Origin of the sequence: Leifsonia xyli subsp. cynodontis DSM 46306, assembly GCF_000470775.1 — a bacterium.
GTDB classification, from domain to species: domain Bacteria; phylum Actinomycetota; class Actinomycetes; order Actinomycetales; family Microbacteriaceae; genus Leifsonia; species Leifsonia cynodontis.
This window is the reverse complement of the sequence record NC_022438.1, coordinates 231,259-254,545: the sequence shown is the minus strand read 5'-3', so window position 1 is coordinate 254,545 and position 23,287 is coordinate 231,259. Positions and strand designations below refer to the sequence as shown.

Below are 23,287 nucleotides of genomic sequence, written 5' to 3'. Positions count from 1 at the left end.
CGAAAAAGGGGGGAGATCACGCGAAGTGAGGACGACAATGCTTGGAATTCAGGACTGGATCGCCGTCATCGACGCGGTGTGTCAAGCGACCGAGAGCGGCCACCTGATCTGGACCGCCAGCGATGACGATCCCGGCAACAGCACCCCGTGCTATATCGCGCGGGTGGGAACCCGCATCGAGTACCGGATCACCGCGGGAAAAGACCACCACCAAACCGAACTCGGCGTCGTCATCCTCTCCCGCAAACACGTCGCGGACACCCCCGTCATCCTCGATCGGGTCACGGTCCAACCATTCACACCAGGGAAGCTGACGCTTTACGACCACCTCGCCCAGCTCTACCACGCGGCGATCCGCAGCGCTGCCGGAGCACCACAAACGCTCGGGGCAACTCTCGTCGAGGAGATCAGCAAAATCACCGCAACACCACCCCTCCCACACCGGACAAGGGTGCAGAGGGCTCTGTGGGAGCGGTGGGTGCAGGTCCGGCCCGTTCCGGCAGGAGACGGTCGTAGCTGACGCGACGCCGATTCGCTCTCAGCCCCGCCCTCACCCTGCACCACCGCCGTCACCGTCGATCGACCTAGGTGTGCTGCTCAGGGCAGTTGGTTGAGGTGTGACGCGATAGATGGGTGAGGACCTCCCGGTCGAGAGTGGGGCTGTCTAGTTTCCCTGCACTCGATGACTTAGGAGGTCCTCGTGACCCACGCTAATGCTGCTTTGACTCCTCGCGAATGCCTCCGCCTGGCCCGCCAAGTCGTCGACGACGGCTGGTCCGTTGCTGCGGCGGCGACCTACTTCCGAGTGTCCTGACGCACCGCGGACCGATGGGCTCGTCGTTACGTGGAGATGGGCGAGGCGGGAATGCTGGACCGTTCGTCACGGCCGCATCACAGCCCGAACAAGACCCCGCGAAGACTGGTCCGCAAGGTCGTGCATCTGCGGTGGAAGAAGCGGCTGGGACCAGTCGGTATCGGCGCCCAGCTCGGCATGCCCGCCTCGACCGTTCACACGGTCCTCTCCCGGTGCCGGATCAATCGGCTCAGCCACGTCGACGTCCGCACCGGCGAACCCGCCCGCCGCTACGAGCACGAGCATCCCGGATCGATGATCCACGTCGACATCAAGAAACTCGGCAACATCCCCGACGGTGGCGGCTGGCGCTACGTCGGACGTCTCCAGGGAGAGCGGAACAAGGCCATCACCGCGAAGCGGACCGGGAAACACGGGATCACCGGCGACATGATCACCGGCACAGCGTTCGTTCATACCGTCATCGACGATCACTCCCGTGTCGCTTACGCCGAGATCCACGACGACGAAACCGCCGCCACTGCAATCGCTGTTCTGCGTCGAGCGGTCGGCTGGTTCGCCAGCCGTGGCGTCACCGTCGAACAGGTGCTCTCCGACAACGGCTCCGCATACCGCTCATACGCCTGGCGCGACGCTTGCGCCGAGCTCAGCATCCAACCGAAACGCACCCGGCCCTACCATCCGCAGACGAACGGCAAGATCGAACGCTTCCACCGCACCCTCGCCGACGGCTGGGCATACGCCCGGCACTACAACTCCGAATCAGCCCGCCGCAACGCACTCCCGGCCTGGCTGCACTCCTACAATCACCACAGGCCCCACACCGCCATCGGCAGCCAGCCACCCATCAGCAGATTGACCAACGTCCCTGAGAAACACAACAAGGGGACGCTGGGCGCGCTTTGAGACAACTCCCACACGCGCTTTCTACGCTCGATCCACGGGATTCCTCGATCGACTTCTCGGGCGTGAGGAACCGCGCCGCGACACCCCGCAGAGCGCAGACGGGTGGAACGCAGACAGCCAGAGCGCGCACGGCTCGAATGCGTACGCCCGGAACGCCTCTCAGCCGCCCGCAGCGACGATGAGATCGCGGTCGAGCGCTACCGCTATCTTCTCCGGACGGCTCCGCCCGAGACCATCGAGCAGGTCCACGAGGAAGCCTTCGCGCGGCTGACCGCCGACCAGCGCCGGCTTCTCTTCCAGCAGCTCAGCGAGGGCGCTCCTGCCGGCGAGCGGCCGCGCGGAGACGACCCCCGCTCCCTCGCTCAGGCGGCGACCCGCTCCGAACTGCGCCAGCCGGGCACTCTCGAACGCTCGCTCGCCGGACCGGGCTCCGGCGCTGCCGGCGGGATGGGCTTCGGCGGTATGCTCGCCACCTCGCTCCTCGGGAGCGTCGCCGGATATGTCATCGGGTCGACCCTGGTGAGCGCCTTCCTGCCCACCCCGGGCGCAGATCAGGCTGCGGACGGGACCGCGGGAGACGGTTCGGGGGGAGACGGCACTGCTGCGGACACGGGCTCGGGCGATGCCGGCTCGGGCTCGGGCGATGCCGGTGTTGAGACCGCGAGCGCCGATGCCGGCTGGGGCGGTGACTCCGGTGGCTGGGGCGGTGGCGATGCCTTCGGCGGTGGCTGGGATGGTGGTGGCTTCGGCGGCGGTGATTTCGGCGGCGACTTCCTGTAACGCCCCCGATGCGGGAGGAGGCCGGGCATTCCCGGTGCTCCATTCCGGATGCTCTGAGGACGTCTGCTCACAGCGGTCCCGTCTTCCTGGCGCGAGCGGTCACCTCATGCCCGCAACGCCGCGGCGAACGGCAGCACCACGCTCGCCCCGGCCCGGTGCAGTTCGCGGCCGGCCACCGTGATCGTCCATCGGCTGTCGATCAGGTCGTCCACGAGCAGCACCACCCCACCCGCCGGAAGTGCCAGCTCGCGCGCGTCGAACGCCTCCCACACGCTGGAGAGCCGGAAAGCGCTGTTCCCGCCGGGGCCGCTGGCCGCGCCGGCCCTGCGCATCCCGAGAGCCCCGAGAGAGGGCAGACGTCCGATCTCGGCCAGAGCTTGTGCCAGGGAGGCCGTGAACACCGGCCGCCGCCGCGAAGGCACAGAGACGACCACGTCCGGTCGGCGCTCCCATCCCCACTCGCTCAGGACGGCGACGCACGCCTCCACGACATCTGGCGGACACGGTGCGTCCGGGGCATCGGGAGCCAGGAGCTCCCGCAGACGTCCGCCCCATCCCAGATCGGTCAGACGGGCGAGCGCGCGGCCCAGCGCTACCTGTTCGCCGGCCGGGATGCGGCCTTTCACCGGGACGCCGAGACGGTCTGCGCCCGTCGGCCAGAGCTTCCGTGGTTCCACGGCGACTCCCGCCCGATTGAGGGCCGCTGAGACCGATCCGGTGGCCTCGTCCGCGATCGCCTCCGGATACCAGGCTCCGGCGCAAGAATCGCAGCGTCCGCAGGGCCGGGCCCCGGGATCGTCCAGCGCCAGCTGGAGGAACTGCATCCGGCAGCCGTCCGTGCGTTCGTAGTCGATCATCGCGCGCTGCTCCGCCTCGCGTGCCGCCGCGATGCGTTCGTAGCGTTCGCGGTCGTAGGCCCACGGCCGGCCGGTGGACACCCAGCCGCCGGAGACACGGCGGACCGCTCCGTCCACATCCAGGACCTTCAGCAGCAGTTCGAGCGTGGATGTCTTCAGGTCGACTCGGGTCTCGAGCGCCTGCGTCGACTGGGCCGTGTCGCTCAGCGCCGCCAGCAGCGTGCCCGCTTTCTTCTCCGACGGCATGGAGGCGGTGGCGAAGTACTGCCAGATCGCTCTGTCCTCCGGGCCCGGCAGCAGCAGCACGTCGGCGTTCTCCGTCGCGCGCCCCGCGCGCCCCACCTGCTGATAGTAGGCCACCGGTGAGGAGGGCGCCCCGAGGTGGACGACGAATCCGAGGTCCGGCTTGTCGAAGCCCATCCCGAGCGCGCTGGTCGCCACGAGCGCTTTCACGTCGTTGCGCTTGAGCCGGTCCTCTAACTCTTCGCGCTCGGCTGTGTCGGTCTGCCCGGTGTAGGCGTGCGCCTCGTGCCCGGCCTGACGCAGGACGCGCGCGGTGTCTTCCGCGGCCGACACCGTCAGCGTGTACACGATGCCGCTTCCGGGCAGTGCGTTCAGATTGCTCACCAGCCAGGCCAGCCGGGTGGTCGCATCGGGCAGGGCGAGCACCCCCAGCCGCAGGGATCGCCGGGCGAGCGGGCCGCGGATGGTCACCACCTCCGCCCGCCCCGACGCCGACCCGCCGAGCTGCTCGGCGACATCCGCCACGACCCGCTCGTTGGCGGTCGCGGTGGTCGCCAGCACCGGGACCTCCGTGGGGAGCGCTGCCACGAGTTCCCGGAGCCGTCGGTAGTCGGGGCGGAAGTCGTGCCCCCAGTCCGAGATGCAATGAGCCTCGTCGATGACCAGCAGACCCGCCCGCGAGACGAGCGCGGGCAGATGCCGGTCGCGGAACTCCGGATTGTTGAGCCGCTCGGGGGAGACGAGCAGCACATCCACTGTGTCTTCGCGGAGCCGGGCGATTACGTCCTCCCACTCGTGCCGGTTCGCCGAGTTGATCGTGAGCGCCCGCACTCCGGCTCGCTCGGCCGCGGAGACCTGGTCTCGCATCAGCGCCAGCAGTGGGGAGACCAGGATGGCCGGCCCGGCTCCGCGCTCGCGCAGCAGGAGCGTCGCGACGAAATAGACCGCCGACTTCCCCCATCCCGTGCGCTGGACGACGAGGGCGCGCCGCCGCTCGTCGACCAGCGCCGAGACGGCCTCGTACTGCCCGTCGTGAAAATCGGCGTCCGGCCGGCCCACGAGGTCGCGCAGGTGTTCCAGCGCACGGGCGCGGGTCGATGCGGCGGGGAAGGCTGTGCCGGTGGTGGTCATGGAGTCATCGTTTCAGACGCCTCCGACGCCCGTCCCTCTGCGTCCGGATCTGTGGAGAGCTCGGGGAACGCACCGGCTTGTGGAGGAGCTTCACGCGTCTTTCCCGTATCCACCGGAACGCCAGGGCGCGAAGGGGGCGATCCGTGGCCGTCCGGCCTATTTTGCGGGGCCGGGAACCGTCCCGTACACTGGAGGAGGTGGTTGAATCCACTAAGCTTTTCCGCGCCCTTTTTTGGAATACAGACGAGGGCAGTACCACCCTGCTAGCCTTGCTCGAGGAGTTCGCGGAGAAGCCGTGGCCGACTCCCTAGGGCGGTAGCTCAATTGGCAGAGCAGCGGTCTCCAAAACCGCAGGTTGCAGGTTCGATTCCTGTCCGCCCTGCAAGCCGGCATCCTGATGCCGGTCCACGAAAGGTGTAACGAGGTGGCCCGAAAGGTAATCGACGAGCCGAGCGAGGAGATCGTCGCCAATGCGAAGAAGGATCGCGCCGAGCGGCGCAATCCCTTCGCCCGGATCGCCCTGTTCATCCGGCAGGTCATCGGCGAGTTGAAGAAGGTCGTCACCCCGACGCGCAAGGAGCTCGTGAGCTACACGGGCGTCGTGCTCGTCTTCGTGGTGATCATGATGGCCCTGGTGTCGCTCCTGGACTGGATCTTCGGTCTGGGCGTGGTCTGGGTCTTCGGCAACCCGACCTAGACCCCTGCCGGAACGGGCTCCGCTCTCCCCGAAAGAAATGGAATGAATTCAGTGTCTGAGACGAATCGCGACGACGTGGACTGGGCGACCGCTGCCAAGCAGTCCTCCGAAGACGACGAGGCGCAGACCGGCAATGTCCTGGCCGGCGATGAGCAGTCGGTCGACGCCGCCGAGCACGAGGCCCTCCACATCGTCGCCGAGGACGGTGTCGAGGTCGACCTGGACGCGGTTCTGGACGCAATGGCCGAGGCCGTCGATCCCGAGGCCGACCGCGCTGTCGACGAGGCGCTCGAGGTCGACTCCGCCGAAGAGGCCGAAGCCGCTCAGGAGGCGGCCAGGGACGAGGACGAACTCGCCGCCGACCCGTACGAGGAGTTCCGAACCGAGCTGCGCGGCAAGATCGGCAAGTGGTACGTCATCCACTCCTACGCCGGGTTCGAGCGCCGCGTGAAGTCCAACATCGAGAACCGCATGGTCTCGATGAACATGGAGGACTACATCCACGAGGTCCAGGTCCCGATGGAGGACGTGGTCGAGATCAAGAACGGCCAGCGCAAGATGGTCAACCGCGTGCGCATCCCGGGGTATGTGCTCGTGCGCATGGACCTCAACGAGGACAGCTGGTCAGTCGTCCGTCACACGCCGGGTGTCACTGGCTTCGTCGGCAACGCGCACAACCCGACGCCGCTGCGCTTCGAGGAGGCCTTCTCCATGCTGAAGAGCCTCGTGCAGGTGGACGCGGCCCCGGCCAAGGGCGCTGCCAAGGGCCAGAAGGCCGCCGCCCGCGTGATCCCGGCCGAGGTCGACTTCGAGATCGGCGAGACCATCACGATCAAGGAGGGCTCGTTCGCGGGCCTGCCCGGCTCCATCAGCGAGATCAAGCCGGAGAGCGGCAAGCTCACTGTGCTGGTGTCGCTCTTCGAGCGAGAGACACCGGTCGAGCTCAGCTTCGACCAGGTGACCAAGCTCTAGAGCAGGCGCTCCACCACAAGACTCACAGAACACCGGGTCTCGGAAGGGCCGAGAAACCGGGAGAGCAGTGCGGGCCACGTCCGCACGCTCGAACACACAAAGAAGGAAGAGACATGGCACCGAAGAAGAAGGTCACGGGTCTGATCAAGCTTCAGATCAACGCCGGCGCCGCGAACCCCGCCCCGCCGATCGGCCCGGCCCTGGGTCAGCACGGCGTGAACATCATGGAGTTCTGCAAGGCGTACAACGCGGCGACCGAGTCCCAGCGCGGCAACGTCATCCCGGTCGAGATCACCGTCTACGAGGACCGTTCGTTCACGTTCGTCCTGAAGACCCCGCCCGCGGCCGAGCTCATCAAGAAGGCGGCCGGCGTCGCCAAGGGCTCCGGCGTCCCGCACACCACCAAGGTCGGCAAGCTGACCCAGGACCAGGTGCGCGCCATCGCCGAGCAGAAGATGGTCGACCTCAACGCGAACGACCTCGACGCGGCCTCCAAGATCATCGCCGGCACCGCCCGCTCGATGGGCATCACCGTCGAGGCCTAAGGCCCCGACCGCTCAGAACACTTTCGTGGAAGAGCCGGCCAGGCTCGCACCACATTCTCGTAAGGAGAAAAACATGGCACAGAAGTCCAAGGCCTACCGGGCCGCGGCCGAGAAAATCGAGGCCGGGAAGTTCTACACCCCGAGCGAGGCGGTCTCTCTCGCCAAGGAGACGGGTTCCGCCCGATTCAACTCGACCGTAGAGGTCGCGCTGAAGCTCGGCGTCGACCCGCGCAAGGCCGACCAGATGGTGCGCGGCACCGTCATCCTCCCCCACGGCACCGGCAAGACCGCGCGCGTCATCGTGTTCGCGACCGGCCCGGCCGCGGAGGCCGCCATCGCCGCCGGTGCCGACGAGGTCGGCGGCGCCGACCTGATCGAGAAGGTCGCCGCCGGTTACACCGACTTCGACTCCGCCGTCTCCACCCCGGAGCTCATGGGCCAGGTCGGCCGTCTGGGCAAGGTGCTCGGCCCGCGCGGTCTGATGCCGAACCCGAAGACCGGCACGGTCACCCCGGATGTCGCCAAGGCTGTCTCTGACATCAAGGGCGGAAAGATCGAGTTCCGCGTCGACAAGCACGCGAACGTACACTTCGTCGTCGGCAAGGCCGGTTTCACCGCCGACCAGCTCAACGACAACATCAAGGCCGCTCTCGACGAGGTCGTCCGGCTCAAGCCGTCCGCCGCGAAGGGCCGCTACATCCAGAAGGGCGCCGTTTCGACCACCTTCGGTCCCGGCATTCCGCTGGACGTCAACGCGATCTGATCTCCTCGCGGCGCTCATCGGCGCCGCGGGGTCACGAAGGGGCTGGACCGGCACGCGCCGGAACAGCCCCTTCGGCTTGTGCGGACGCCGGGGCGCGGCCAGTGGGCAAAAGGGGTGAGGGGGACCTGTCTACCCTCTCTTGTGGACCAGAACAGGGATCATTTATGCTCGCCCCGGCATGCATCGCACGCCGGCTCACAATCGAGTCCGTCCGAACGAAGGAAGTTTCGATGAGATCTCGCATCACCCCCGCCCATCGCAGGAGGGCGCTCAGTATCACTGCCATCACGGTCGCCGTGGTGGCAGTGTCATTGGCAGGCGCTTCGGCGGCGAACGCTACGAGCCGGGTTGCCTACGGCGACTCCGTGCCCAACTGGGCCATCGCCCAGAACGATGCCGGAGCGGTGCCCGCATATCAGACGTACGAAAGGGGAGGTCTTCCTCCCGTTACGCGATCAGAGGGGCGCTGAGGACCTCGCCAAGCAGGTGTCCACTCCCGGTCTCCCCGGCTACCGGAAGCCACTGACGCCCGTGCAGTGGATCCAGCGCTTCTCGCCGTCTCAGGCGTTCGTGGACGCCGTGGCGGGCTACCTGAAGGCTGCCGGGCTCACCGTCACCGGGGTGCCGGCGAGCCGCGAGTACGTGGTCTTCCGCGGCACCGCCTCCCGGTTCGGCTCGGCCTTCGGCACGTCGATGCACACGTTCAGCTACGAAGGCAAGAAGCTCGTCGCGCCCACCTCGGCGCCGTCGCTGCCGTCGAGAATCGCGGCGAATGTCTCGGGTGTGAGCTTGGAGCAGACGCGCACGCTCACGCGCCCCGACTCGGTCAGGCCGGGCGGCGCCACCGAGCCGTCGAGCCCGTCGCGGATGCGCGCCCAGGACGCTTCGGACGGGCCCTGTCATCGAAACACCGTGCTCGCAGTACATCGGCGAGCGCACTGTGACGATTCCGGCCGCCTACGGCCAGACGAAGTACAGTACCCACAACTGCGGGTACACGCCGAAGCAGCTGCGGAGCGCGTACGGTCTGTCCAACTACCTGAACGGCGGCGGCCAGAAGGTCGCGATCGTCGGCGCCTACGCCAGCCCGTCGATCGTGTAGGACGTCAACACCTACGCGCAGCAGAACGGTGAGCCCGGCCTGACGGCCTCCACCTACCAGCAGATCGTCCCGAAGCCGAGTGAGTTCCGCGATCAGGATCTGTGCGGTTCCCTGGGCAGCTGGCAGACCGAGCAGACGATCGACGTCCAGGCGGTCCACAGCATCGCGCCGGCCGCGAGCATCCTCTACGTCGGCGCCACGGACTGCATGGCCAGTGAGGATATCGCGTTGTCGACGATCCTGGACAACAAGCTGGCGAACATCGTCAGCAGCAGCTACAGCTCAGTGGGGGAAACCCTGTCGTCCATGACGATTCAGGGCATGGTCAACCTGCATCTGCAGGCGGCCGGTGAGGGCATCGGCCTGTACTACGCTAGCGGCGACGACGGCGACCAATCCGCCGATCTCGGCTATCCGGCGCCCCAGTTCCCCGCCTCCTCGCCGTGGGTCACCTCGGTGGGCGGCACGAGTCTCGCGATCGACAGCAAAGGCTCCATCGCCTGGGAGACCGGCTGGGGCGGCCGGTCCGACCAGATCGTGGAGAACGCCAACGGCCGCCTCGCGCTCGCGGAGCCGCTGCCCGGGAGGAACTTCGACGGTGGCGCTGGCGGTGGCGCCTCTGCGCTCTTCCGAGAGCCGGACTACCAGAGCGGCGTCGTGCCGCCCTCGCTGAGCCGAGGCTTCCGCGTCTCCGCGGACATCGCGGCGCTGGCCGACCCGCTCACCGGCATAAGGCCGGCCCCGGTACGGTTGGCGAGATCCACGAGCGCGGCGGCCTTGTGGATGTCGAGCATGCCCGCCTCGTCCACCACGATCCGATCTCCCGGCTGCAACCGAAGGGACGCATCGCTCGGGGCGTCCAGCTTTCGGGGGAAGGCCCAGTCGTCGGTGCCAGCGCCGTGTGTTGGGTGGGTGTAGCCCGTGCTGGATCAGGAGCATGTCAACGCTGGTCGCGTCCGCGCCGACCTCGCGACCGGCGAACGCGGCAGCCTTCCGGGACGGGGCGACGATCACCGTCCGCCGGCCCTGCGCGGCCAGGGCGGCGACCGCGGGTTTCAGCATGGTCGTCTTCCCAGCACCGGCCGCGCCGATGATGACCACGGCCCGGTCGGTCCCGGCGATCATGCATGCTGCAGCCACCTGGGACGCATCCAGCTTCACCGCCGGGTCGCAGTGCGCCAACACTGTCGCCACGGCCGCACGCACCCCCGGCTGTGTCAGCTGGGCCGCCAGCCGGTTCAGGTGCTCACGGGCCCGCCACGTGCTGTCCGCGATGAAGACTTTCGCGCCCGCGGGAACGGTCTCCGGGTGGGTGTCGGTCAGGTTCGTCACGTGCTCGTGGGCGGCGGCGATCACCTGCTGCTGCACCACAGTGAACGCTTCTCGTGCGAAGGTTGGGAGGACGGCGAGGAGACCATCAGCGGCGGCGGCACGGATATCCCACGCCGACACCCGGCCACCGTGCCGCAGCGCCCGCTGATCCGCGATCCGCACGGCGACCTGCGCGGCCTCGGCCACCTGTTTCCGTGACGCGGTGGTCGGCGCGCGCGGGGGTGCCACAGGGGCGCGGGCCGCGCCGGCGCTCGGGTCGAGGCCTGCGATCTGGTCCCGGACGCGGGCTTCCCAGTCCGCCTCGTCCAGGCCGGAGGGTTTGTCCGGCCGGTCCTGCGCCCACGCCCACCGGTCGATCACGGTCAACGCTTCCACGCTAGGCTCCTGGCCGCCGTGCTCGGCCTTCCACTCGGCGATCTTCCTCGCCCGGTTGCCCTCGATCTGCGCCGACCGCTTCGACAACGCCGTGTTCAGGTGCGCGAGGTCACTGATCTCCCCGCTCTCCGGGTTCAGGGTGAAACCCTTCGATGCCAGCAACGCGACCCAACTCCGGATCGGTGCGCGCGATCGCGTTCCCCTCCGCGTTCACAACCGCTTGAACTCGGAACACCGCGCGGCCTTCCAGATTCGACCAACGGCCGTCCTCACCGAGCGCGCGCGTTCAACCACATGTGCCGGTGGATGTGCGGGTCCAAGGAGCGGGAACGCTCGTGCCGGAGCTCCGCGACCTCAACCTGCGCCAGGCTCACCCTCCGGCCGCCATCGGTGCCGCGGCGCACGTACAGCTCCTCCGCCCACACGCTCATGCTGTGATCGCGGATCTTGTCCTGCAACACGGACAACCCGACGCGCAGGTCTTCATCCAGGATCGCGGCAATGCTGAACGACTTCGGCAGATTCACCGTCGCGTCATAGACCATCGCGGAGTTCTCGGCCACGTTGTTCCGGCCACGCATGGTCCCGGTGTCCGGGTCGTGGCCGGCCAGCCAAGCGGTCAGCCGGTCGCGGTCGAGGGCGTCACTGGCCGCCCCGTCCGCGGTCACGACGAACCGCTCGACCAGCGCACCTTCGGCGTACCCGGCCGCCGCGTCCGCGCCCAACGCGACCGGCTCATGCGCGTGGCTTGCGTCGCAGGTTCCCTGCTCGACGTAGCGGACCGCGGCCATGATCCCCCGACCGCCCTTGCCACGCTTCCACGTCTGAACCCCACCACGCACAGCTTCAGGATAACCCCAAATCATTTTTGCGCAAGCAAAATGACTGCGTGCATCATTTTCCCTTTTCTTCTTTTCCTCCTCTCTCTCCCTTCTCACGCCGGACACGGACGGCCACGCCGGACACGTGAGTGTTTGAGGTAGACGTGCCGTCGGGACTGTCGACCATTCACCCGATGTCGCTACGCTCGGCGCATGGAAGCTATTTTCATCGCCACCGGGGAGGTGCCCGTCCCAGCTGGTTCGCCGACGGAGTACTGGGTGCGCTTATGGGGCGCAGACCCGGCGGCTGGTTCTTCACGGTCTGCGGACGAGTGGCGAATCACCGGTGCGAGGGACGTCCTTGAGGTCATCGACTGGGCGCAACGGCAACTGCGCGAGGGCTGGAGCTATGAGATCTTCGCCGAAGCCACCGAGCCTGCGACACGCGTTGACGGTACCGTGAGCATTCGCCGTCGGCACTTCCGGTTGCTCGGTCAGAACCCGGAGGCTCCAGCGGCGGTCGAGACCACTGCGTTCGTCAAAACCGAATAGGTGAGAAGGCTGCCTCTACCGCCTTGCTAATTCTGGTAGATCGGCACCTTCACGGTCAGCGCAGCGGACTTCTTCGCCGCAGTGTTATCCGTTGAGCGATTCGGTGCTACCAGGCCCGGGCCGCCGCAGATCACGCTCTTCCAGATGCCGTACGTCGTCCCCGTTGCGTAGGCGGGGCTGTAGCCGGCGGGTGCGGTGAGAGCATACGAGAGATAGCCGCGGAACATGTTAGGTCCCGCGCTGCACGGCGCAGCAGCGTTGGCCTGCTCCTGGCTGGTGTTCCTGTAGTCGTTCGTCGCCCCAGGCCAAGTTGCATCATCTGAACGCTGTAGCGTGACCTTCACGTAAATCTCGGTCATCACGATGGAGCATGACGCCGTGCCAACCACGTTTATGGTGCCATGGACGTGAGTAGACGGATGTGGATCCTGCACCTGCATGGTGCATACCCCCACCACCACGGCGTTCGCCGGCGCGGCGGTAACGAGCACCGAACCTGCGACCAAGACCATCCCCGTGATCGCGGTGATGAGACCTCGCCGCGATCGGGCTTTGCCCTGAAGAAGCATGCGTTTGTGCATGTTCCCTCCTTCCTTTTGGGCTGAGAATAGCGATCCGTCAACCTGCTGGAAAGTGCCCTTCCGACGGTGAGAAGTCCTTGAGATATTGCATCTCGGTCACGAGCAAAGCGACAAGCCTGGGAGTGGTAGACCCTTTACGGTTCTTCGCGGCTGATGGTCGTCGCAGCTCCGTGGCGGGATTTGCCGATGGCGAGGAGTGGATACCCGACCGGTAGCAGCGTCCCGATGACGACGATGAGCGTGCCATCGATGTTCGTGAGCGCGGACGGGTGGTAGTCGGTGACCGTGAGGTCGAGGGTCTGGGTGACGAGCCGTTCGGCGACGGTGATAATGCCGAGCGTGAAAGCGCCGGCGAGGATGGCATATCCAGCGCGGCGCAGCCGCGGCTGTTCTGGGAGCAGGTAGAGCGCTATCGCACGTTTTACGTCGACAACGGCGCATCCGAGTGAGTACAGGTTGACGAAGTTCAGAGCGACGATCGCTGTCCAAGCGTTACGGTATGGCTCCATCCGATAGACGGATTGCTCCATGGGGGTTATGAATAGCAGCGCCGCGACCGCAGCTATGCATCCGACTGCCAGTGCCACATTCATGGTGGTGTAGCGGGACTCCTCGTGCGATTGCCGGATGCGGGCTATCGAGATCATCATAAAGAACATTGCGAGAATCCAGAGTGCTTGCACGATGGTGTATGCGTGATTATGCCCTCCGAGCGTCGCGTCGAAGGAGAGGTAGAACTGTTTGGTGTTCACAAGAAGGCAGCCCGCGAAGCAGGCCAGCCCGAAGATGGCGGCCGAGGCCTTCGTGCTCGTTGCCTTGGCGACAACGATCACAATGGCGACAACGCCCAGCAGGGCGGTGACGGCCAAAAGGGACCAGGGGGACATGATGACCTCCGACTTATATGTACTCGTCCGAATCACGTAGGAGTCTGGCTTGCCGCTCCTCTTGTATGTTCGCTTCCCTGCGTGCGCGAGCAACTGCACGTCGCTCCATGTCATCCAAGCTCACACCCAGGCGTCTGGACAGTACGAGCATCTCCCGGAATTCTATTGGCCGTTCACCGGTGAATATTCGCTGGAGTGTGTGCCTGCGGATGCCGACTTCGGGGGCCAGATCCTTGACTGTCATGCCCAGGCGCTCGCGGGCCTCGCGGAGCTCTGCCGCTAAGGCAAAGGTAAAATACGGCGCGTCGTTGTCGGACGTGAGCTCGGAATCACAGTGGTCCACCGCACCGCCTCCCCTAAATGCAGATTTGCATCCATAGTAACCTTCTGTCTAGTATCTCCTCATCGAGGAAAACCCAGAATCCATCTGGAGAATCGCGTGGTGCCGGCGTAAGGCCAGGCGCATGAGGTTGCGGAATCACGCGGAAATAAAACCTACGGTTTCTCTCACGTAGTCCGCCACGCCCAAAACACAAGAGGAACTACCGAACAGCCCATGAACAAAACCGCACGTTCTGTGAACGGTAACACCCGCGACAAGCCTCACGGCTCTGGAAGCTTCGTCAAGGACCGGTTGCTCGCCAGCCTCGCCGCTGCACACATCGATCCGGATGCTGCGTCCGCTTCCACCGGATGCAGATTGACGGTGCTGGACGGTCCCGTGCCGCTCCTGTTCGTGGAGGTGGTCACACTCGCCCAGCTGCTCGACCGTTCGCCCGCTACCTTCTTCCCGCCCGACGGATACACCGCGAGTTTCACAGCCGAAACAACGAACCCCCAACATCCCTGTTGTGAGTAGGGATTAGCCTGGTGGCTCCGACCGGCATCGATCCGGTGACCTTTCGATTTTCAGTCGAACGCTCTACCAACTGAGCTACAGAGCCGTGGCCGTCGGAACGGCCCGGTGGACGGAAGCCCTTCCGTGAGGAAGGGCTTGTCGCCGTGGCGACCCTGACGGGACTTGAACCCGCGACCTCCGCCGTGACAGGGCGGCACGCTAACCAACTGCGCTACAGGGCCTTACTTGTGGTGCTTTTCGATTGTAGTGGATGTCATCATCGGTTGAGTCCGTGACCCCAACGGGATTCGAACCCGTGCTGCCGCCGTGAAAGGGCGGTGTCCTAGGCCGCTAAACGATGGGGCCGGATTGTCCCGAATCGCTTTCGCTTTCCGATGACCACCGACGCATAAGCATACGGAACTCCGGGGCGGATTGCGAATCGGGTTTGCGGTCCAGGCGGGTCGGTGTGTGGCGGGTTCGCGCCACACACCGACCTCATGCCCGGGGCGGCGGGTGGATCGGCGGTAGATTGCCCAGCGACACCATCCTGACCTCGGGGTTGTGCCGGACTTGTGTTGCTAAAGTTGCGAACGGTGACGACGAGACTGGTGTGACAGAAGATACTGACGTGAACGGTACGAAGTGACGAAGCGACACGAGACGATCGAGAGCCGACGGGCGAGCAGGGGCAGCTCCGGAGTCCGGCGAGGGGTGACGAGGATACGGGCGAGGCTGGCCGTCGTCGTCGCGGTCGCTGTCGCGGGGTCCGTCGCAGCTCCCGCATACGCGGACCAATACCCCAGCTGGCAGGATGTCCAGAACGCCAAAGCCAACGAGTCCGCCGCTAGCGCCCAGGTGGATCGGATCAACGGGCTCATCGCCGACCTCAAGAACTAGGTGTGTTTCTCAGGGACGGTGGTCAATCTGCTGATGGGTGGCTGGCTGCCGATGGCGGTGTGGGGCCTGTGGTGATTGTAGGAGTGCAGCCAGGCCGGGAGTGCGTTGCGGCGGGCTGATTCGGAGTTGTAGTGCCGGGCGTATGCCCAGCCGTCGGCGAGGGTGCGGTGGAAGCGTTCGATCTTGCCGTTCGTCTGCGGATGGTAGGGCCGGGTGCGTTTCGGTTGGATGCTGAGCTCGGCGCAAGCGTCGCGCCAGGCGTATGAGCGGTATGCGGAGCCGTTGTCGGAGAGCACCTGTTCGACGGTGACGCCACGGCTGGCGAACCAGCCGACCGCTCGACGCAGAACAGCGATTGCAGTGGCGGCGGTTTCGTCGTCGTGGATCTCGGCGTAAGCGACACGGGAGTGATCGTCGATGACGGTATGAACGAACGCTGTGCCGGTGATCATGTCGCCGGTGATCCCGTGTTTCCCGGTCCGCTTCGCGGTGATGGCCTTGTTCCGCTCTCCCTGGAGACGTCCGACGTAGCGCCAGCCGCCACCGTCGGGGATGTTGCCGAGTTTCTTGATGTCGACGTGGATCATCGATCCGGGATGCTCGTGCTCGTAGCGGCGGGCGGGTTCGCCGGTGCGGACGTCGACGTGGCTGGGCCGATTGATCCGGCACCGGGAGAGGACCGTGTGAACGGTCGAGGCGGGCATGCCGAGCTGGGCGCCGATACCGACTGGTCCCAGCCGCTTCTTCCACCGCAGATGCACGACCTTGCGGACCAGTCTTCGCGGGGTCTTGTTCGGGCTGTGATGCGGCCGTGACGAACGGTCCAGCATTCCCGCCTCGCCCATCTCCACGTAACGACGAGCCCATCGGTCCGCGGTGCGTCAGGACACTCGGAAGTAGGTCGCCGCCGCAGCAACGGACCAGCCGTCGTCGACGACTTGGCGGGCCAGGCGGAGGCATTCGCGAGGAGTCAAAGCAGCATTAGCGTGGGTCACGAGGACCTCCTAAGTCATCGAGTGCAGGGAAACTAGACAGCCCCACTCTCGACCGGGAGGTCCTCACCCATCTATCGCGTCACACCTCAACCAACGTCCCTGAGCAGCACACCTAGAGCGTGAGGCCGACCAGCACCGGCTCGGGGTGGAGCACGACGCCGAAGTCCGCCTGCACGCGGCCCTGAACGAACGAGGCGAGCTGGGCGATGTCGGCGGCGGTGGCGGCGCCGCGGTTGACAATCGCGAGCGTGTGCTTGGACGAGATCGCGGCTCCCGAGCCGGGAAGCGCGAACCCGCGGCGGATGCCGGCGTTCTCGATGAGCCAGGCGGCGGAGAGCTTGGTCCCATAGGGGCCGTCGGCGAGCACGGGCACGTCCAGCGGATGGACGCCCTCGGGGCCGAGGCTGAGGATGGTGTCCGGCTCGGGCGGGCCGACAGACCAGCGGGGAGCGTCCGAAGGGAGACCGCGCGCGACGTTCTCCGAGACGATCGGGTTGGTGAAGAAGCTGCCCGCGCTCACGGAGTCGGGGTCCGCGGGGTCGAGCACCATGCCTTTGGACGCGCGCAGCGCGAGAACAGCGCGCCGCAGCTCGGCGACGGAGACGCGCGAGCCGAGCGGGACGGCGAGCGAGTCCGCGAGCTGAGCGTAGGCGATCGGGGCGCTGAGCGAGACGCCGACACCGCCGGGGACGGCATGGTCGGCGAGTTCGAGATCCACCGAGAGGACCACGCCGGCCATCCCTCGCTTCAGCACAGACGTTCGGTAGCCAAGGCCGAGCTCCGCGCGCGTGAGCGTGCGCACCTCGCCGGTGAGGTAGTCGAGGAACTCGACACCGATCAGCACCGACTCGATCTCCTGGCCGTACGCGCCGATGTTCTGCACGGGCGCGGCCCCGGTGGAGCCCGGGATGCCGGAGAGCGCCTCGATGCCCGCCCAGCCGTTGCGGACCGTCAACGCGACCAGCGCGTCCCACGGCTCACCAGCCTGCACCCGGAGACGGATGCGGCCCTCCTCGGCGGCGAGCCGCTCGACACCGCGGGTGACGATGCGCAGAACGGTTCCCTCGAAACCGTCGTCCGCGGCGATGGTGTTCGAGCCGCCGCCGAGGAGGAGCCACTCGTCGCCTCCGCTCCAGACTTCCCGGGCGGCGGCGACCAGCGCATCCCGATCGGCCGGCTCCAGCAGGCGCTCGGGCGTCCCGCCGACACGCATCGTGGTGAGGGCGGAGAGGGCGGGCAGGTCGGTCACATCGGGTCCTGATCGGGGTCGGTGGCGGGCGGGCTCAGGCGAGGCAGACCCGGATCTGCGCCTTGCCCAGCACGGTCTCCCCGTTGAATGTGGTGGTCAGGTCGACACGGACGACACGCGCCTCCGCCTCCAGCTGCCCGATCGTGGCGGTCACCGAGACAGTCGCGCCCTCGGCGGGATCGACGACGATCGGACGGGTGAACCGCACCTGATAGTCGGCGACGCGGGCGGGGTCGCCGGCCCAGTCCACGACCGGCTGCACCGAGAGGCCCATCGTCAGCATCCCGTGCGCGATCACGCCCGGCAGACCGACCGTCGCGGCGATGTCGTCGCGGTAGTGGATGGGGTTGAAGTCGCCGGATGCGCCCGCGTAGCGCACCAGCGAGTCACGGGAGAGGTCGACGGCGCGCTCGGCGACGATATCGCCGACGGCCAGGGTGTCGAAATCGGGGGCGGCCATCACTCGTCTCCTCGCACGACCAGGGTGGAGACCGCGGTGACGACGTGTTCGCCGCCGGCATCCACGATCACGGACTCGGCGGTCACCATCGAGTGAGCGCCGAGAGACTTCACAGAGGTGACGGTCATCGTCGCGGTCAGTTCGTCTCCGGCGACGACGGCGCGCGTGTAGGTGAAGCGCTGATCGCCGTGGACCACCCGGCTGAAGTCGATGCCAGCCTCCGGGTCGGCGAGGAGCTGCTGAAGGGTGCGCTCCTGCACAACGATCGGGAACGTGGGCGGCCCGACGAGGTCGGGGTGGCCCGCGGCGCGGGCCGCCTCCACATCGAAGCTGATCGGGTTCGTCGCGAAGACAGCGCTCGCGAACTCGCGGATTTTCTCCCGGGCTACGAGATAAGGCGGGGTGGGCGGATAGCTGCGCCCCGGGAGCGCTGGATTCACTGGCACCATCCGATTCTATGGGCCCCGGTCCGGCGCCGGACGGTCGGCGGGCCGGATGCCCCCGAACGCGGAGAGCCCCCGGCTGCCTGTGGCGGCCGGGAGCTCTCGAAGCTTTGGTCAGCGGTTTACTGGCAGCTGTCGCACTGCAGCATGTCCATCGGGTCCACGGGAACCGAGTAGCCGCCAACGCTGTCGTTTTCGTTGCCCATGATGGCCTCCCCTTGATATCTCGTGTCGCCGCTGTTTGCGGTGCTTGCCCACTATATAACCCGAATGACACGAATGTCATTCCACTAGATGTAGTGGTTGGGGACTTTTTGCGGGAGGTCCCCGAGAGGCCCGGGATTACGCGGGACCACCGACATCCGCCAAGCCTCCGGAGGGCGCATCACGGCGTGTCGCGCGGCATGCCGCATCCAGAGCGCCGGGGGGAGGAGCGGAGCGGACACGCCTAGCGCGACCGCGTCGCCGCCGCGACCAGCGACCGCCTGAGGACACGCTGACGGCTCCCTTTCCGTAGGCTGGACGGATGGAGCTCGGTGTCTATGCGGTGATCGCGGTCGCGGTGATCGTCGGTGTGGCCGCCTTCGCCCGCAAACTCGGGGTCGCCGCGCCCATCATCCTCGTGGTCGTCGGCGTGACGCTCTCCTGGCTGCCGGGAGTGCCCGAGATCGTGGTGCCGCCGGAGGTCATCCTGGACGGCCTCCTGCCGCCCATCCTCTACGCGGCGGCGATCAGCGTGCCGCTCACCGATTTCCGCCGCAACCTGGCCCCGATCGCCGGGCTCTCGATCGTGCTCGTCATCATCACAGCCTTCGCGGTCGGGTTCGTGCTGTACACACTGCTGCCGGACCTCGACCTCGCCGCCGCGATCGCCCTCGGCGCCATCATCAGCCCGCCGGATGCCGTCGCCGCGACCTCCATCGGCCGAAAGCTCGGCCTCCCCCCGCGCCTGCTGACCGTGCTCGAAGGCGAAGGCCTCGTCAACGACGCGACAGCGCTGGTGCTGCTGCGCACGGCACTGGCCGCCGCGGTCGGCGCGCTCACGACTCCCCTGGCCGGCGTGCTCGACTTCCTCTCCGCCGTGCTGATCGCTCTCGTGGTCGGTCTCGTCGTCGGCTTCCTGTCGGTGTGGGTGCGCTCGAAGCTCAACGACCCCGTGCTCGACACCGCGCTCTCCGTCATCGTGCCGTTCGCCGCGTTCGCGCCCACCGAAGCGCTGCACGGCTCCGGCGTGCTCGCCGTCGTTATCACGGGCCTCTACACCGGTCACGCGTCGTCGCAGCACTTCACCGCGCAGGCGCGCATCTCCGACCAGATCAACTGGCGGACCATCCAGTTCCTGCTGGAGAACGGCGTCTTCCTTCTCATCGGCCTGGAGCTGCGCACACTCATAGCGGACGTCGAGCACCCGGAAGTCCTGAGCGTGTGGGATGCTGTGTGCATCGGACTGGTCGGGCTCCTCTGCCTCGTCGCTATCCGCTATCTGCTCATCGTCCCGCTCATCTACTTCTTGAAGCACCGCGGCGAACGGGCAGAGAAGAACGTTCTGCGGGAATGGCTGATGATCAGCTACTTCCGCGACCATCCCGTTCGCTTCCGCTGGCAGGCGATCCGCAAGCAGCGGGCCGAACTCCGCTACGAACGCCACCGGAGCGACCTCGAAGAGTTCCGCCAGGAGGCGATCGACTGGCGCGGCGGCATCGTCCTCGGCTGGTCGGGGATGCGCGGCGTCGTCACCCTCGCGGCCGCGCAGTCGCTGCCCGCGGACATCCCCTACCGCCCGCAGCTCATCCTCATCGCCTTCACCGTCGCGTTCGTCAGCCTCGTGCTCCAGGGCGGGACGCTCCCCGGGCTCATCCGCGCCCTCGGCGTGCAGGGCATCGACGCGAAGGACGACCGCCGTCTGCTCGCCCAGCTCCTCGACGACCTCAGCGAGACCGGCCTCGCCGTGCTGGACGACCCTGAGGCCGCCTCGGGAAGCGCCACGCCGTTCGACCCCGAGGTGGTCGAACGGGTGCGCCAGACCACCTACCTCGGCGCCGAGGCCGCCTGGGAGCGCATCGTCCTCTACGACGAGCCGCCGGAGTCCCGCCCGCACCATGTCTACCGCACGCTCCGTCTCGCCGTCGTCGACGCCGAGCGCGATCGCCTGCTGCTCGAACGCTCGCGCGGCGCCTATCCGTCGCGCATCCTGAGCGAGGCGCAGGCGATGCTGGACATCGAGGAGACCCGCCTACGTTCGCGCGCCCGGTAACGCCCTTGCCGCCGTGACGCAGCGCCGGATCGTCGCGTTGCCGGCCAAGCCGCACCGTGTGATCGACGGGCGGGATCACCTGGTGGCGATCACGGTCGCTCCTGGACGATCCGGCAACGCGTACTCATTCGAGCGCGAGCGCCTTCAGGCGCTCGAACTCCTGCGCGGTGATGGTTCCGGAGTCGAGCAGCTGCCGGGCTTTCGCGATCTCGGCGGCCGGGCTGCCCGCGACGGAGCGGATGTAGTCCTCGGTTTGGCGCTGCGCCTGCTGAGCCCGCGCAGCCTGGCGGTCCGCCATGCCCCGGCCGCGCGCGATGAGGTAGACGAGCACGGTGAGGAACGGCAGAAAGATCAGGAAGACGATCCAGAGCGCCTTCCATCCTCCGTTGAGCTTGGTGTCACGGAAGAGATCGCCCACCACGGCGAAGAGGGCGAACAGGTACGCGACGAACGCGAACCCCCAGAAGATCGTCCACAGCACGTCCCAGAAATTGCTCCACATGGTCTCGCCTTTCTTGGTTGGAGCACGACCGTACCAGGACGGCAGCCGCCCGGCGTGACACCTTTTCGGGTGCTGAGCCGCCGGCGGACCTTTCATTGTGATGAATTCAAAACAAGTTGTTTTGATGAAATCAAAACAAGCCGGTAGGCTCAGCTCATGGACACGGCACAGCGTGGAGGACGCGCTGCGCTCCGCTGGCCTGCGGGTGACCCGGGGGCGGCTCGCCGTCCTCAGCGCGCTGAACGACCGCCCCCACTCCGGCGCGGAGACCGTGCTCGCGGCGGTGCAGCCCGCACTGCCCGGCACCTCGATCCAGAACATCCACAACGTTCTCGGCGACCTCACTCTTGCCGGGATGCTGCGGAGGATCGAGCCCACCCACTCACCCGCGCTCTACGAGCGGCGGATCGGCGACAACCACCACCACATCGTCTGCACCCTGTGCAGCACCGTGGCGGACGTCGACTGCGTCGTGGGGCACGCGCCCTGTCTGCGTCCCTCGGAGGCGGCAGGGTTCGCGGTGGACACCGCCGAGGTGACGTTCTGGGGACTGTGCCCGTCCTGTCAGGAGAGCACGGCGGAAGCCCCGTCGCGCTCCGAATGAGATGAGGAAAACAATGTCGGAGAACCACACGACCACGCAGACCGGGACACCGGCCGGCAGCGACGCCCACTCGCTGACAGCGGGCCAGGACGGCGCAACCGCCCTGCACGACCGTTACCTGGTGGAGAAACTCGCCCAGTTCAACCGCGAACGCATCCCGGAGCGGATCGTACACGCGAAGGGCGGCGGGGCGTTCGGCGAGTTCGTCGTCACCGGCGACGTGACGGCGTACACCAAGGCGGCGGTCTTCCAGCCGGGCGCGAAGACGGAGACTGTGCAGCGGTTCTCCTCCGTCGCGGGCGAGCAGGGTTCGCCCGACACCTGGCGCGATGTCCGCGGCTTCTCGGTGAAGTTCTACACGACCGAGGGCAACTATGACATCGTCGGCAACAACACCCCCGTCTTCTTCATCCGCGACGGCATGAAGTTCCCCGATTTCATCCACTCGCAGAAGCGCCTCCCGGGCTCCGGACTGCGGGATGCGGACATGCAGTGGGATTTCTGGACACTCTCCCCCGAGTCCGCGCACCAGGTCACCTACCTCATGGGCGACCGCGGCCTCCCCCGCTCCTGGCGCACCATGCCCGGCTACGGCTCGCACACCTACCAGTGGATCAACGCGGCGGGCGAGCGCTTCTGGGTCAAGTACCACTTCCACGCGCTTCAGGGCAACGAGGAGATGCACGGCGCCGAGGCCGAGAAGATCGCCGGCGAAGACGCAGACTACTACCGCCGCGACCTGTACGAGGCGATCGAACGCGGCGACTTCCCGGCGTGGAAGCTCTCCGTGCAGATCATGCCCTACGAGGACGCCAAGACCTACCGGTTCAACCCGTTCGACCTCACGAAGGTGTGGCCGCACACCGACTACCCGCTCATCGAGGTCGGCGTCCACACACTGAACCGCAACCCGGAGAACTTCTTCGCCCAGATCGAGCAGGCGGCGTTCTCGCCGGCCAACACGGTCCCCGGCATCGACATCTCCCCCGACAAGATGCTCATGGCCCGGGTCTTCTCTTATCCGGACGCCCAGCGCTACCGCGTCGGCACGAACTACAACGAGCTGCCGGTGAACGCGCCGATCGCGCCTGTTCGCAACTACTCGCAGGACGGCGCGGCACGCCACGGCTTCAAAGCCGCCGAGGCACCGGTCTACGCGCCGAACTCGTTCGGCGGCCCGGTGGCCGACCCGGCCCTGGCCGGCGAAGGCTCCTGGGAGTCGGACGGCGCGCTGGTCCGCGCCGCCGCCACTCTGCACGCCGAAGACGACGACTTCGGCCAGGCCGGTTCCCTCTACCGCGACGTCTTCGACGCCGAGGCCAAAGAGCGCTTCCTCGACACGATCACCGGGGCGGTCGGCGGGGTGCAGCGCGACGACATCCGCGAGCGCGCCATCCAGTACTGGACGAGTGTGGATGCCGACCTCGGCGCGCTGCTCCGTACACGGCTCGAGTCAGGGGTCGCCGACGCCGACGAAGCGGCCGAGTTCGTGGGGGTCGCGGGCTGAGTCCTTATCCGGCGAGCGTTCCGGGCGAAGGGCGTCCCGCTTCGGCGGGGCGCCCTTCGCCGTTCCTCTCCGCGGGCGGCGGAGCAGACCGGTGTGCGCGCCCGCTGCCGTCGCGGGCTGCGGCGCCCTCCGGACGGTTTCGATGCGTTCCATTCCGCAACCCGGCATCGGAGCGGA

The 23,287-nt window shown here is 67.1% G+C and carries 24 protein-coding genes, 4 tRNA genes and 4 pseudogenes; 17 read left to right on the top strand and 15 right to left on the bottom strand.

All coding sequences use genetic code 11. From position 1 onward, the window contains the following. The first annotated feature begins 37 nt into the window (after positions 1-37). The 3 genes and pseudogenes from O159_RS13030 (at position 38) to O159_RS01240 (ending at position 2,500) form a co-directional block, all read left to right on the top strand. Positions 38-520, top strand: a complete 483-nt coding sequence (locus O159_RS13030; protein WP_021753961.1) for a hypothetical protein — start codon at positions 38-40, stop codon at positions 518-520. Positions 521-700: 180 nt separating this feature from the next. Next, positions 701-1,720: pseudogene (locus O159_RS01245) on the top strand (IS481 family transposase). A 102-nt stretch (positions 1,721-1,822) separates the two neighbouring features. Then, positions 1,823-2,500, top strand: a complete 678-nt coding sequence (locus O159_RS01240) for a hypothetical protein (RefSeq protein ID WP_021753959.1) — start codon at positions 1,823-1,825, stop codon at positions 2,498-2,500. A 104-nt stretch (positions 2,501-2,604) separates the two neighbouring features. Here the strand turns inward: O159_RS01240 and O159_RS01235 are convergent, their stop codons facing one another. Further along, complete coding sequence (locus O159_RS01235; protein WP_021753958.1) at positions 2,605-4,731, bottom strand: RecQ family ATP-dependent DNA helicase; 2,127 nt, start codon at positions 4,729-4,731, stop codon at positions 2,605-2,607. Between the two features lie 309 nt (positions 4,732-5,040). On the opposite strand from O159_RS01235, the gene O159_RS01230 reads away from it, so the two are divergent. From O159_RS01230 to O159_RS15440, 8 genes and pseudogenes are all read left to right on the top strand, one after another. Continuing rightward, positions 5,041-5,113, top strand: a tRNA-Trp gene (locus O159_RS01230). Positions 5,114-5,155: 42 nt separating this feature from the next. Next, positions 5,156-5,428, top strand: coding sequence for a preprotein translocase subunit SecE (gene secE / locus O159_RS01225; protein ID WP_021753957.1), 273 nt, complete (start codon positions 5,156-5,158; stop codon positions 5,426-5,428). Between the two features lie 51 nt (positions 5,429-5,479). Then, the gene (gene nusG, locus O159_RS01220) at positions 5,480-6,400 is read left to right on the top strand and encodes a transcription termination/antitermination protein NusG (protein ID WP_021753956.1); all 921 of its coding nucleotides are present in this window, start codon (positions 5,480-5,482) and stop codon (positions 6,398-6,400) included. 113 nt (positions 6,401-6,513) lie between these two features. After that, on the top strand, positions 6,514-6,945 hold the full coding sequence (gene rplK, locus O159_RS01215) for a 50S ribosomal protein L11 (RefSeq protein WP_021753955.1): 432 nt from the start codon (positions 6,514-6,516) through the stop codon (positions 6,943-6,945). A gap of 73 nt (positions 6,946-7,018) precedes the next feature. Beyond that, positions 7,019-7,708, top strand: a complete 690-nt coding sequence (gene rplA, locus O159_RS01210) for a 50S ribosomal protein L1 (protein WP_021753954.1) — start codon at positions 7,019-7,021, stop codon at positions 7,706-7,708. A gap of 393 nt (positions 7,709-8,101) precedes the next feature. Continuing rightward, positions 8,102-8,434: pseudogene (locus O159_RS15450) on the top strand (protease pro-enzyme activation domain-containing protein); the annotation flags it as partial. Positions 8,435-8,648: 214 nt separating this feature from the next. Continuing rightward, a complete protein-coding gene (locus O159_RS15445; protein WP_236609597.1) occupies positions 8,649-8,810 on the top strand; it encodes a hypothetical protein in 162 nt (53 codons plus the stop codon). Positions 8,811-9,038: 228 nt separating this feature from the next. After that, the gene (locus O159_RS15440; RefSeq protein WP_052323427.1) at positions 9,039-9,728 is read left to right on the top strand and encodes a S8/S53 family peptidase; all 690 of its coding nucleotides are present in this window, start codon (positions 9,039-9,041) and stop codon (positions 9,726-9,728) included. 45 nt (positions 9,729-9,773) lie between these two features. Here O159_RS15440 and O159_RS16675 read toward each other — a convergent pair. Further along, positions 9,774-9,935, bottom strand: a pseudogene (locus O159_RS16675) (AAA family ATPase); the annotation flags it as partial. Between the two features lie 851 nt (positions 9,936-10,786). Further along, positions 10,787-11,308, bottom strand: a complete 522-nt coding sequence (locus O159_RS13015; protein WP_021753952.1) for a relaxase domain-containing protein — start codon at positions 11,306-11,308, stop codon at positions 10,787-10,789. Between the two features lie 243 nt (positions 11,309-11,551). On the opposite strand from O159_RS13015, the gene O159_RS01195 reads away from it, so the two are divergent. Next, positions 11,552-11,890, top strand: a complete 339-nt coding sequence (locus O159_RS01195) for a hypothetical protein (RefSeq protein WP_021753951.1) — start codon at positions 11,552-11,554, stop codon at positions 11,888-11,890. 26 nt (positions 11,891-11,916) lie between these two features. On the opposite strand, the gene O159_RS01190 is transcribed toward O159_RS01195, so the two are convergent. The 3 genes from O159_RS01190 to O159_RS16670 all read right to left on the bottom strand — a co-directional run bounded on the left by O159_RS01190 (position 11,917) and on the right by O159_RS16670 (position 13,701). Beyond that, the gene (locus O159_RS01190; protein ID WP_021753950.1) at positions 11,917-12,471 is read right to left on the bottom strand and encodes a hypothetical protein; all 555 of its coding nucleotides are present in this window, start codon (positions 12,469-12,471) and stop codon (positions 11,917-11,919) included. Positions 12,472-12,605: 134 nt separating this feature from the next. Next, entirely contained in the window at positions 12,606-13,457 is an 852-nt protein-coding gene (locus O159_RS01185) for a hypothetical protein (protein ID WP_169725632.1), read from the bottom strand. Beyond that, positions 13,372-13,701, bottom strand: a complete 330-nt coding sequence (locus O159_RS16670) for a helix-turn-helix transcriptional regulator (RefSeq protein ID WP_021753948.1) — start codon at positions 13,699-13,701, stop codon at positions 13,372-13,374. The genes O159_RS01185 and O159_RS16670 overlap by 86 nt, the downstream gene beginning before the upstream one ends. Before the next feature lie 213 nt (positions 13,702-13,914). On the opposite strand from O159_RS16670, the gene O159_RS01175 reads away from it, so the two are divergent. Further along, on the top strand, positions 13,915-14,217 hold the full coding sequence (locus O159_RS01175) for a hypothetical protein (RefSeq protein ID WP_021753947.1): 303 nt from the start codon (positions 13,915-13,917) through the stop codon (positions 14,215-14,217). A 9-nt stretch (positions 14,218-14,226) separates the two neighbouring features. Here the strand turns inward: O159_RS01175 and O159_RS01170 are convergent. From O159_RS01170 to O159_RS01160, 3 genes are all read right to left on the bottom strand, one after another. Further along, positions 14,227-14,302, bottom strand: a tRNA-Phe gene (locus O159_RS01170). Positions 14,303-14,361: 59 nt separating this feature from the next. After that, positions 14,362-14,438: transfer RNA gene (locus O159_RS01165), tRNA-Asp, on the bottom strand. Between the two features lie 51 nt (positions 14,439-14,489). After that, positions 14,490-14,562: transfer RNA gene (locus O159_RS01160), tRNA-Glu, on the bottom strand. A gap of 348 nt (positions 14,563-14,910) precedes the next feature. On the opposite strand from O159_RS01160, the gene O159_RS01155 reads away from it, so the two are divergent. After that, positions 14,911-15,096 (top strand): hypothetical protein, encoded by a 186-nt coding sequence (locus tag O159_RS01155; protein ID WP_021753946.1) that lies wholly within the window; start codon positions 14,911-14,913, stop codon positions 15,094-15,096. On the opposite strand, the pseudogene O159_RS01150 reads toward O159_RS01155, so the two are convergent. The 4 genes and pseudogenes from O159_RS01150 to O159_RS01135 all read right to left on the bottom strand — a co-directional run bounded on the left by O159_RS01150 (position 15,093) and on the right by O159_RS01135 (position 18,246). After that, positions 15,093-16,091 (bottom strand): annotated as a pseudogene (locus O159_RS01150) (IS481 family transposase). The gene O159_RS01155 and the pseudogene O159_RS01150 overlap by 4 nt on opposite strands. Positions 16,092-16,203: 112 nt before the next feature. Further along, on the bottom strand, positions 16,204-17,340 hold the full coding sequence (locus tag O159_RS01145; protein ID WP_021753944.1) for a UDP-N-acetylmuramate dehydrogenase: 1,137 nt from the start codon (positions 17,338-17,340) through the stop codon (positions 16,204-16,206). 34 nt (positions 17,341-17,374) lie between these two features. Next, positions 17,375-17,800: a MaoC family dehydratase gene (locus O159_RS01140; protein ID WP_021753943.1), complete on the bottom strand. Its 426-nt coding sequence runs from the start codon at positions 17,798-17,800 to the stop codon at positions 17,375-17,377. Further along, the gene (locus O159_RS01135) at positions 17,800-18,246 is read right to left on the bottom strand and encodes a MaoC family dehydratase N-terminal domain-containing protein (protein WP_043993875.1); all 447 of its coding nucleotides are present in this window, start codon (positions 18,244-18,246) and stop codon (positions 17,800-17,802) included. The genes O159_RS01140 and O159_RS01135 overlap by 1 nt, the downstream gene beginning before the upstream one ends. 523 nt (positions 18,247-18,769) lie before the next feature. Here O159_RS01135 and O159_RS01125 point away from each other — a divergent pair. Next, positions 18,770-20,497, top strand: coding sequence for a cation:proton antiporter (locus tag O159_RS01125; RefSeq protein WP_021753941.1), 1,728 nt, complete (start codon positions 18,770-18,772; stop codon positions 20,495-20,497). Between the two features lie 124 nt (positions 20,498-20,621). Here O159_RS01125 and O159_RS01120 read toward each other — a convergent pair whose 3' ends face one another. Then, a complete protein-coding gene (locus tag O159_RS01120; protein ID WP_021753940.1) occupies positions 20,622-20,999 on the bottom strand; it encodes an SHOCT domain-containing protein in 378 nt (125 codons plus the stop codon). 124 nt (positions 21,000-21,123) lie between these two features. On the opposite strand from O159_RS01120, the gene O159_RS01115 reads away from it, so the two are divergent. Next, positions 21,124-21,603 carry a Fur family transcriptional regulator gene (locus O159_RS01115; protein WP_043993416.1) on the top strand — a complete coding sequence of 160 codons (480 nt, stop codon included), beginning with the start codon at positions 21,124-21,126 and terminating at the stop codon, positions 21,601-21,603. Between the two features lie 13 nt (positions 21,604-21,616). Further along, the gene (locus O159_RS01110) at positions 21,617-23,110 is read left to right on the top strand and encodes a catalase (protein ID WP_021753938.1); all 1,494 of its coding nucleotides are present in this window, start codon (positions 21,617-21,619) and stop codon (positions 23,108-23,110) included. Here the strand turns inward: O159_RS01110 and O159_RS01105 are convergent. Beyond that, positions 23,057-23,263 (bottom strand): hypothetical protein, encoded by a 207-nt coding sequence (locus tag O159_RS01105; protein WP_043993415.1) that lies wholly within the window; start codon positions 23,261-23,263, stop codon positions 23,057-23,059. The two genes, O159_RS01110 and O159_RS01105, sit on opposite strands and share 54 nt — an antisense overlap. Between the last annotated feature and the right edge of the window lie 24 nt (positions 23,264-23,287).

Bases quoted from the DNA above. Each gene is read 5' to 3' on its own strand.
- O159_RS01120 (WP_021753940.1), bottom strand. From the start codon at position 20,999: ATGTGGAGCAATTTCTGGGACGTGCTGTGGACGATCTTCTGGGGGTTC.
- O159_RS01235 (WP_021753958.1), bottom strand. From the start codon at position 4,731: ATGACCACCACCGGCACAGCCTTCCCCGCCGCATCGACCCGCGCCCGT.
- rplK (WP_021753955.1), top strand. From the start codon at position 6,514: ATGGCACCGAAGAAGAAGGTCACGGGTCTGATCAAGCTTCAGATCAAC.
- O159_RS13030 (WP_021753961.1), top strand. From the start codon at position 38: ATGCTTGGAATTCAGGACTGGATCGCCGTCATCGACGCGGTGTGTCAA.
- O159_RS01175 (WP_021753947.1), top strand. From the start codon at position 13,915: ATGAACAAAACCGCACGTTCTGTGAACGGTAACACCCGCGACAAGCCT.
- O159_RS01125 (WP_021753941.1), top strand. From the start codon at position 18,770: ATGGAGCTCGGTGTCTATGCGGTGATCGCGGTCGCGGTGATCGTCGGT.
- O159_RS01140 (WP_021753943.1), bottom strand. From the start codon at position 17,800: ATGGCCGCCCCCGATTTCGACACCCTGGCCGTCGGCGATATCGTCGCC.
- O159_RS01195 (WP_021753951.1), top strand. From the start codon at position 11,552: ATGGAAGCTATTTTCATCGCCACCGGGGAGGTGCCCGTCCCAGCTGGT.
- O159_RS01115 (WP_043993416.1), top strand. From the start codon at position 21,124: ATGAAATCAAAACAAGCCGGTAGGCTCAGCTCATGGACACGGCACAGC.
- O159_RS01190 (WP_021753950.1), bottom strand. From the start codon at position 12,471: ATGCACAAACGCATGCTTCTTCAGGGCAAAGCCCGATCGCGGCGAGGT.
- O159_RS13015 (WP_021753952.1), bottom strand. From the start codon at position 11,308: ATGGCCGCGGTCCGCTACGTCGAGCAGGGAACCTGCGACGCAAGCCAC.
- O159_RS01105 (WP_043993415.1), bottom strand. From the start codon at position 23,263: ATGGAACGCATCGAAACCGTCCGGAGGGCGCCGCAGCCCGCGACGGCA.
- O159_RS01110 (WP_021753938.1), top strand. From the start codon at position 21,617: ATGTCGGAGAACCACACGACCACGCAGACCGGGACACCGGCCGGCAGC.
- rplA (WP_021753954.1), top strand. From the start codon at position 7,019: ATGGCACAGAAGTCCAAGGCCTACCGGGCCGCGGCCGAGAAAATCGAG.